Below are 8,740 nucleotides of genomic sequence, written 5' to 3'. Positions count from 1 at the left end.
CCGAATACGATCAATTTATTTTTACTAAGCGGTATCTCGCTTTTCTAACATCATCAGCTGTCAGCCCTATCGCATGTTTGCATACAGTAGCATCTTCATTGTCGTATTAGGATCGTCAATAGAAGTTTCCTTTTGGTTGAATTGTGGAAAAATGAAAACGGGGCATGCTAGCCCCGTTACATCGTTTGATTAGTTGATACTTAATGATTCGGATTACCATAATAGTTTTGATAATTCTGAATGGTAGCACTAAACCATGCTCCGCAGCTGCTATAATACATATCATTGGCTCCATAGCTGGTGTACGTGAGAACCTGAGTTTCGATCAACTGACCGCTTGTATTATAGATACTCATCGTCAATCTACATAGCGTACGAGACTTTCCGAGCTTGATCTCTTTGGCGTCGCTCACGATATTCAAATTAGCTTTTCCAGTTTGTGATTTGTAAATCGTTGATTTTTCAACAAGGCTGTTGTCGGCCGCTTTTGGCCCCGTTTTCGCAAAAGTAGCAGATGACATTAAAGCCAAGGCTACGGCGCTCATCATTAATTTTTTCATGTTACTAAGTTTTAGATAAATACATTGGAGGACCAGCCTCACTGTTAATTAACCTAAAACTGCCAATAAATTTAACACAGTAAACACTGTAATAAATATCTGATGTAGTCGTAACAATATTCGGTTGGTTTGATCAAATTTTTGAAAATAAATAAGAATTCAAAAAATTCTACTACCTTTGCAATCATCAGATGATATGACTATATGAAGACTGAAGCTATCGTACGAAGATCCTTGGCAGAGGAAGTTGCCGCGGCAATAGAAGAAAAAATCAAATTAGGTGAATTTCCGGTAGAATCTAAACTTCCTACGGAACCAGAATTGATGAAACAATTTGCTGTGGGCAGATCCAGCATTCGTGAGGCGGTCAAATATTTAAGTCAATCAGGCTATCTCAATGTACAACAAGGTCTTGGTACTTTTGTTAAAAGTAGCACAGGTCATCATGCTCTTGACTCAAAAATTGAAAAAGCCAATTTTAACGATATTTTTGAAGTTAGACACGTATTGGAATTGCGAATTATTGAAAAAGCTGCCGTAAATCGTACTTCGAAAGGCCTCAAGGATATGGCTCAAGCGCTCAAAAATAGAGCGAAATATGCCGAAATGGGAAATTTGATGGCGTGCGTGGATGCCGATATTGCCTTTCACAGTGCGATTGCTGAATCATGTGGAAATAGTATTTTGACCGCTTTATATACAACTTTATCTGAACATGTCAATAAGTTCTTCATGACTATTTATAAGGATACAGTACCCTTCTTAACTTCACAACAGCAACACGAGGAACTGATGTTGGCAATCAAAGATAAAGAAGTGAAAAAAGCTGTTGATATTGCTAACCGAATTATCCAACAGCTGTAATTTTCCTATAGCAAATGCAAATTATCAATCTCAATATACTCTATATTTATCAATTAAAACATCAGATGACCTGATGAATATTTCTTTTATGAAAACACAATCATTAAACCCGAGTGGATCTTGGAAAAGCTCCGAAACCGTCTATCCGATTTTATTTGCGATTAGTCTTTCACATTTGCTCAATGACTTGATTCAGTCGGTCATCCCAGCAGTATATCCCATGTTAAAATCAAATTATGCACTTAGTTTTACCCAAATTGGTATTATAACGTTGGTTTTTCAGCTTACTGCTTCTATTTTGCAGCCCTTCGTTGGTTTGTATACAGATAAAAACCCTACACCACGATCACTCGCTGTCGGTATGCTTTTCTCTTTAGCAGGATTGATATGCATTTCTTTTGCGTCAAACTTTATCTACATTCTCCTTTCTGTAAGTCTTATTGGGATGGGTTCATCTATATTTCATCCTGAAGCTTCTCGAGTTGCTCATTTAGCTTCCGGAGGCAAAAAGGGGCTCGCCCAGTCTATCTTCCAAGTCGGTGGTAATGCTGGTGGTGCGATAGGTCCCCTTCTTGTAGCGCTTATTGTGATCCCTTTGGGCCAACAATACATTGGTGTGTTTGGCGTATTGGCCATTGTAGCCGTTATGATTCTTACTTATGTCGGTAATTGGTATCAAATACATCTCAAGCCTAAGACACAAACAACTGCTGTTGGTGCTTCAAAAGCCGACCTGCCAAAATCAAAAGTAGTATTTGCACTTGTAATTTTATTGGTACTCATTTTTTCCAAATATTTTTACATGGCTTCCATGACCAGTTATTTCACCTTCTATTTGATCAATAAATTCCATGTTTCGGTTCAGGAATCTCAGATATACTTATTTATATTTCTTGCTTCTGTAGCTGCGGGAACTATATTAGGGGGCCCATTGGGAGATCGCTATGGGCGTAAACTAATTATCTGGGTATCGATTCTCGGAGCGGCTCCGTTCACATTACTATTGCCACATGTCGGTCTAGGGCTAACCATTATCCTCGCTATTTTAATAGGTCTTATTATATCGTCTGCATTCTCTGCTATCTTGGTCTATGCGACAGAACTCATCCCAGGAAAGGTCGGAATGATTGCTGGTTTATTTTTTGGCTTTGCTTTTGGTATGGGGGGAATTGGTTCAGCAGTTCTGGGCTGGCTTGCAGATCAAACCTCAATCGAATATGTATTTAATATCTGTGCTTATCTTCCATTAATCGGAGTAGTTACAGGGCTATTACCTAATATAAGTCAGCAGAAAAAGTAATTATATAATCCGTGTGTCCGAAAAGTTAGTCACCCGTTTTGTGGAAACTATTTTTGAATTGCAGATAAAGTTTCAACCTGTCCAAAGAGCTATGGTGAAATTCGATGAAAAATACCCAAAATAAGCGAGTGGGAAGCCCTTTGCTTCGTACCTGCTTCGTACTTTCTTCGGATCATCAATAGATTCCGTACAGATGCTGAACAGTCATTGACCAGTCTCCGAACAGGAAAATACTGGTCAGGAACTGGCCAATAGCTAATCCTTATCTGGTGAGCTCCGAAGCTTGTCCGAAGCAGGTACGAACACAATAGGTATCTAAGGCATATTGCCGCCACTAGCAGCATATACTGAAACTTATTCCTGTCGCTTATCAATACAGCATAGTTACTAAAATTGGACCTATTCAAAACGTATAAAAATTAGCCGCAAAAAAAGCTGTCCAAAAAAATGCAGTGCCCCCAAAAAGTTAGACATTTTCTGGGGGCACTGCACATTTGGACAGCTTCTTTAAATACTAGTAACCTGGATTTTGGATCAATTTCGTATTTCGATTAACCTCATCGCGATGTAAAGACGTGTAGTACATCTTGTCATCCCAGTTCCTATTTTCGATACCTGGATCAATATTGGATACCGTATAGGTATAGGTATAGTTATCGGGATTATATTGATAAAGAGTTACATTTTTACCCGCCTTAAGGGTTCCCGTGATGTTTATAATATTTGCTTTACGACCTAGAGTTTCCGCGGCTATCATCCAACGTCGCGCGTCAAAGAAGCGATGCTCCTCGTAGGCTAATTCAATGCGGCGCTCGTTTCTATAACGTGCTTTTAGACCCGCTCCGGTTTCGGCGGTTGGAATTGCAGGCATTCCAGCTCTAAAGCGGATTTTGTTTAACCATGTTTTAGCTTCATTCTCTTCTCCTAATTCAAGACATGCTTCTACATAGTTCAATATCGCCTCTGTATAGCGAAACATTGGCCAGGGAATGCGCTGTCTTGTGTTTTGATCCTGCATTGTAGGGTCCGGATCTGTAAATTTACGAATATAATATCCTGTCCGTGAACCATTCCAATCTTCAATCGGGCTTTTTCTTGTGTCAAGGCCAAATTGGATAACTTTTTGTCCTTTGGCATTCATTATTTCGTATTGACCTGTTTGGATTTGATTCGCCTTATCTCTTTCCGCGACATCGGCTGTCCTAGGTTTCCAATCCGCACCGTCGTATAAAATTGTTGCCTTTAAACGTGGGTCACGATTTTGATAAGGGCTGGCTGCCATAGTAGGATTTGACCAACTGAATTTTTGGCCATCAATAGTCTCGTAGTCGTCTACCAAGAGTTGTATCGGTGTATTTCCGGCCCAGTTATGATAGCCATTTGGACCGTTGTCTCGCCCTACCCAGCCACCACGTTCGTCCTTTTCGTCAATAAAGAATCTCCCCAGAATAATATCTTTTCCTGCTGTAAAATCAACTGTCTTGCTCCCCCCTCCTAACGATACGGCCATATAGTTGGCAGTACCCTCATTAGGCGAAGCGGGTTGAGTTAGGTCTAACTTATAGGCGAATTCTGTATGATCCAGTACGGCTTTTGCTGCGGCTTTTGCTTTTGTCCAACGCTCCACCTGATTGCCACTCGTGTACATTAGATATTCTGGATTCTTATACCCTGCCAATAATGTTGATTTTGCTTTGGCTTTACCCGCATCGTGGAGATCGCTGGCAGCATAGAGTAATACCCTTGATTTTAAGGCCAATACTGCAGTTTCATTTGCACGTCCCTTTGTTGATGAACTGCCCTTTAACAAAAGAGCTGCGCTGTCTAGATCTTTCACGATGGCATTGACACACTCCTCATAGCTATTCCTCGGAACCATATAGTCTTTATCGTTCAATGTATATATCTTATTATCGATGGGGATGCCACCATAAAAGCGTAAGAGCTGTTGATAATAATACCCACGCATGAAATAGGCTTCGCCTAACAGCTTATCGGCTTTTGCTTTGTCAAACTTGGGTGCACTCAAATTGGAGATGGCAATGTTAGTTGCCCGGATGCGCGTATACATGCGACCGTATTCGTAAGTATCCATAATATAGCCTTGATCAGCTGGATTTGATCGAGATTCGGTCACGGTATTTATGCCCCGATTAGGGTGTGTAAATAAGGCTTCGTCGGTCATGGATGCCATTTCTTGCTCATAAAATCCTCCTACTCCAAAACCGTTATAGATTTCTGTCACGAAAGCCTCAGACAAACCAGCATCCGACCAAACGATCTCCTGTGGAACTTCACTGAGTGGCTTCGTGCTCACAAAATCATCATTGCAAGCTTGTAATGATGCAGAAAGTACAAGTAGTATAAGTGATATATTCTTAATTTTTTTCATTTTTATTCTTCGTTAAGTTCTTAATATGACAGTTGGTTAGAACGATAATAATGCGCCAAAATTAATCAATCTTGCCTGCGGATAATATTGCCCTAATGCATTAACGGCTTCTGGGTCATACATTTTGATCTTACTCCACGTCATTAAGTTCATGCCATTTGCATATAGCCGTAAAGAACCAATGCCAATTTTACTACAAATGCTTGAGGCCAGATTATATCCTATTTCTACATTTTTAAGCCGCAAATAATCGGTGCTCCGCATCCAATAGGTATTGTTATAAGAATAATATTGATTGCCACGGTCTGTCAAACGTGGATAAACGCTACTTGGGTTACTGATGCTCCAGCGTTTATCATAGAATTCTTCCACAAAATTTCCGATAGATCCAGATTCATCTGTTCCTACACGTATCTCTCCTCCTGTAGCTCCTTGAAATAGTACCGATAAGTCAAAATCCTTATAGGTCAGACTAAAATTGAAACCTCCCTGAAATGTTGGGTCACTATTCTTGTCTCGCCTTACTTTGTCATCCGGGGTAATCTTTCCGTCACCATTGAAATCTTTATATTTCATATCTCCAGGGCGTAAAGTTTTCGTAATGGCACTATAGTCCAATTTATTGTTGGCGATATCTTCCATGTCACGGAATACGCCGTCATAGACATAATAAATATCCGTTTTGATAGGTTTACCTGTACTTTGCTGCCATGCAGGTGCGCCCGGGGCTTCATCCCAGAAGATAATTTTGTTTTTAGCATAACCACCATTCACACCTACCGTGTACCCCAAATCTCCTACCTTGCCACGATAACCTAAGTTAAATTCCCAACCCTTGTTATCCACTTTACCAATATTTTCTGCCGGTAATGTCATCCCTGTACTTTGTGGTATTGATGCATTTTTTCTCCACAGAATGGAATTACGGCGATTTTTAAAAATATCAAACTCGAAATTCAGCTTTCCTTGTAAAAATTGAAAATCAAACCCTAAATTATAGTTATTGGCAACCTCCCAAGTAATCATCTCGTTAGGAACACGGCTTTCAAAAAGGGTTTTGGCTAGCTTATCATTGACGATATAAGTACCAAAGGAATAGGTTGAAAAATATTGATATTCTTGTAACTTATCATCATAGTAGATGTTGTCATTACCCATCTGGCCATATGACGCACGGATCTTGAAATAATTAATTACAGGGACATTTTCCTTCCAGAAATTCTCTTCCGACACGACCCATCCCGCCATGGCACCTGGAAAGAAACCGAACCGTTCACTTTCAGGGAACATATACGATCCGTCATAACGCCAAAGGAATTCTGCGATATACTTGCTTTTATAATTATAGCCAAATCGCCCAAAGTAATTTAGCCGCGCTCTTTTCCATGCAGATCCATCGTTATTTTTTTCCTGTTCTCCACCGGCAAAAAGATAGTCGATCGCATTTGAAAGAAAATAGCGACGATACGCGCTGAATTTATCATTATCAATTGTTTCTCTGTTGATACCGGCTATAGCATTTACCTGATGGTCACCAAATTTCCGCTCAAAGCTTAAGATTCCACCAAGTAAGATATTCAGTTGATCTTCATTGCTTTGGTTTAAATTTGGATCGGCAGGCCCACGTCTTCCAGGAACCAGTTGTGGTGTGCTGCCATCGGCCTCATAAGCGCCCTGCCAAGAATACAAAGTCCAGGGTGTAACCCATGTTTTTTGATTTTTTACATATTTGTCGACAGAGGCATTAAGCGTTAATTTAAGACCATCTATCCAGGGATTTGTAATCTCAACCTGACCATTTGTTTGAAAATAGTAGCGTTTATCGTGATCGTAACCTGTCGCATTGGTCGTAATTACCACGGGGTTTTCGCCATTTTCGATATCTGGTCCCGGCATTCCATTCGGCCATATTGCTGGTTGTGTTGGATTTCCCCGCATCAGCATTCTAAAGACCGTGCCAGCACTCTTGGTGGGGAAATTTCGGTTTTCCTGTCTTCCTAAAACACCAAATTGTGTTTTGATATACTGACTTATATTGGCGTCCAGATTGATCCTTAAGTCATACTGTTTATAACCTGTAGCCGAATTTTTATAGTAGGCATCCTGATTTTGATACCCCAAAGACATCAAATACTTGACATCCTCAGTACCGCCATTGATTTGGAGGTTGTGGCGCTGTTGAGGTGACCAGTTTTTTAGCGTAGCTTTATACCAGTCAGTATTGGGATGCCCCCAAGGATCTGATCCGTCTTTGAACTTTTGGATATCTTCTGGTTTAAACGGAGCATCCAAAACTCCTCCACCTTGTTTATTGTAACTGCCTTTCTCGTTGATCGCTGTATAAGCAGCAGACCATTCTTCAACAGGGAGGTTATAAATTTCGAGTTCATTTCTAATTGCCGCAAACTGGGAGGCATCTGTTAATTTAGGAATAACGGTAGGTTGGGAATACCCTTGGTTGAACGTATAGGAAAACTGCGGTTTTCCTGTTTTTCCTCTTCTTGTCGTAACGAGAATAACCCCATTGGCTGCCCTGGCTCCATAAATAGCAGCAGAAGCATCTTTTAGAACCGAGATATTTTCTATATCTCGGGGATTAATACGATCAATTCCTCCTTCACGCGCAGGAACTCCATCAATAACGACTAAGGGACTGCTATTACCCAGTGTATTCGTTCCCCGGATTTTGATATTGGAACCATCGTAGCCAGGCTCGGCGCTCCCGTTGGTTGCTGTAACGCCCGGGACGCGTCCTGTTAATGCATTGGAAACGTTCAATGCCGGTGATTGTGCTAGATCGCTTCCCTTCACAGTGGCTACGGCACCGGTGACAGTCTCTTTGCGTTGCTTTCCGTAACCAACAACAACGACTTCTTCGAGATTCGATTCCGAATTAAGAAGTGTGATATCGATGGTCTGTCTTCCTTTTACAGCTTCATCCATAGATTGTTTGCCGACCATCCGGAAATTAATAATCGCACTTGCGGGGACTTTGTCTAACTTGTATCTACCTTGAACGTCGGTTTTAGTTACTAACTTTGTTCCATTGACGGAAACTGTTACTCCAGGAATTGGCATTCCAGATTCATCATGCACCGTTCCAGAAACACTTTGCTCCTGCTGAAAGAGAATTCCATAGCTTGCGAGGGTTGTAGCATCGACGATTTGGGGACTCAAGGCCACTAATGAGCACAATGATCCAGTCCAAAACGCTCTCTTCCATTGATTTGAGAAATAATGGCAGTTAATCATAAAAACTGTTTAATTGTTTAAATTTTGTGTTTAATTAGTTATTTTTTTTACCTCTAAGACGTATCGGTTTAGGTGTCTACTGGAGGCGATTTATAATTGTTTATTTAACATGAAAATACGAAAATAAATATACATTGCAAGTGTTATTTTTACACTATTTAACACTATTGTTATTAAGTGATTGGTAATCAGATAATTTATTGAAAAACAAATCAATTGTAAATTCATTTTCTCAAAATTGTTTCCAGCGCTTTTGCTACTCAACGCAAGATCAAAGAACTAGTAAAACACTGCAAATAGAAAGTCCTGAGGAAAAGTACTTTTTATCATTTAGAAACTATATTATCAATTTTTCAAATATTAATACGCATA

General features: G+C 40.2%; 5 protein-coding genes. 2 read left to right on the top strand and 3 right to left on the bottom strand.

Annotation, left to right across the window (positions count from 1 at the left end):
* Window positions 1–200 precede the first annotated feature (200 nt).
* A complete protein-coding gene (locus B3E92_RS08745; protein WP_286751909.1) occupies window positions 201–560 on the bottom strand; it encodes a hypothetical protein in 360 nt (119 codons plus the stop codon).
* A 204-nt stretch (window positions 561–764) separates the two neighbouring features.
* On the opposite strand from B3E92_RS08745, the gene B3E92_RS08740 reads away from it, so the two are divergent.
* Window positions 765–1,424 carry a FadR/GntR family transcriptional regulator gene (locus B3E92_RS08740; RefSeq protein ID WP_286751910.1) on the top strand — a complete coding sequence of 220 codons (660 nt, stop codon included), beginning with the start codon at window positions 765–767 and terminating at the stop codon, window positions 1,422–1,424.
* Window positions 1,425–1,512: 88 nt separating this feature from the next.
* Window positions 1,513–2,724 (top strand): MFS transporter, encoded by a 1,212-nt coding sequence (locus B3E92_RS08735; protein ID WP_070564519.1) that lies wholly within the window; start codon window positions 1,513–1,515, stop codon window positions 2,722–2,724.
* A gap of 514 nt (window positions 2,725–3,238) precedes the next feature.
* On the opposite strand, the gene B3E92_RS08730 is transcribed toward B3E92_RS08735, so the two are convergent.
* Both B3E92_RS08730 and B3E92_RS08725 read right to left on the bottom strand, forming a co-directional pair.
* Window positions 3,239–5,116 carry a RagB/SusD family nutrient uptake outer membrane protein gene (locus B3E92_RS08730; RefSeq protein ID WP_286896273.1) on the bottom strand — a complete coding sequence of 626 codons (1,878 nt, stop codon included), beginning with the start codon at window positions 5,114–5,116 and terminating at the stop codon, window positions 3,239–3,241.
* A gap of 36 nt (window positions 5,117–5,152) precedes the next feature.
* Entirely contained in the window at window positions 5,153–8,368 is a 3,216-nt protein-coding gene (locus tag B3E92_RS08725; protein ID WP_083295857.1) for a SusC/RagA family TonB-linked outer membrane protein, read from the bottom strand.
* Window positions 8,369–8,740: the final 372 nt, after the last annotated feature.

The sequence above is a fragment of the Sphingobacterium sp. UBA6317 genome (genome assembly GCF_002440385.1).
Taxonomy (GTDB): domain Bacteria; phylum Bacteroidota; class Bacteroidia; order Sphingobacteriales; family Sphingobacteriaceae; genus Sphingobacterium; species Sphingobacterium multivorum.
This window is presented reverse-complemented; position numbering and strand designations above follow the sequence as displayed.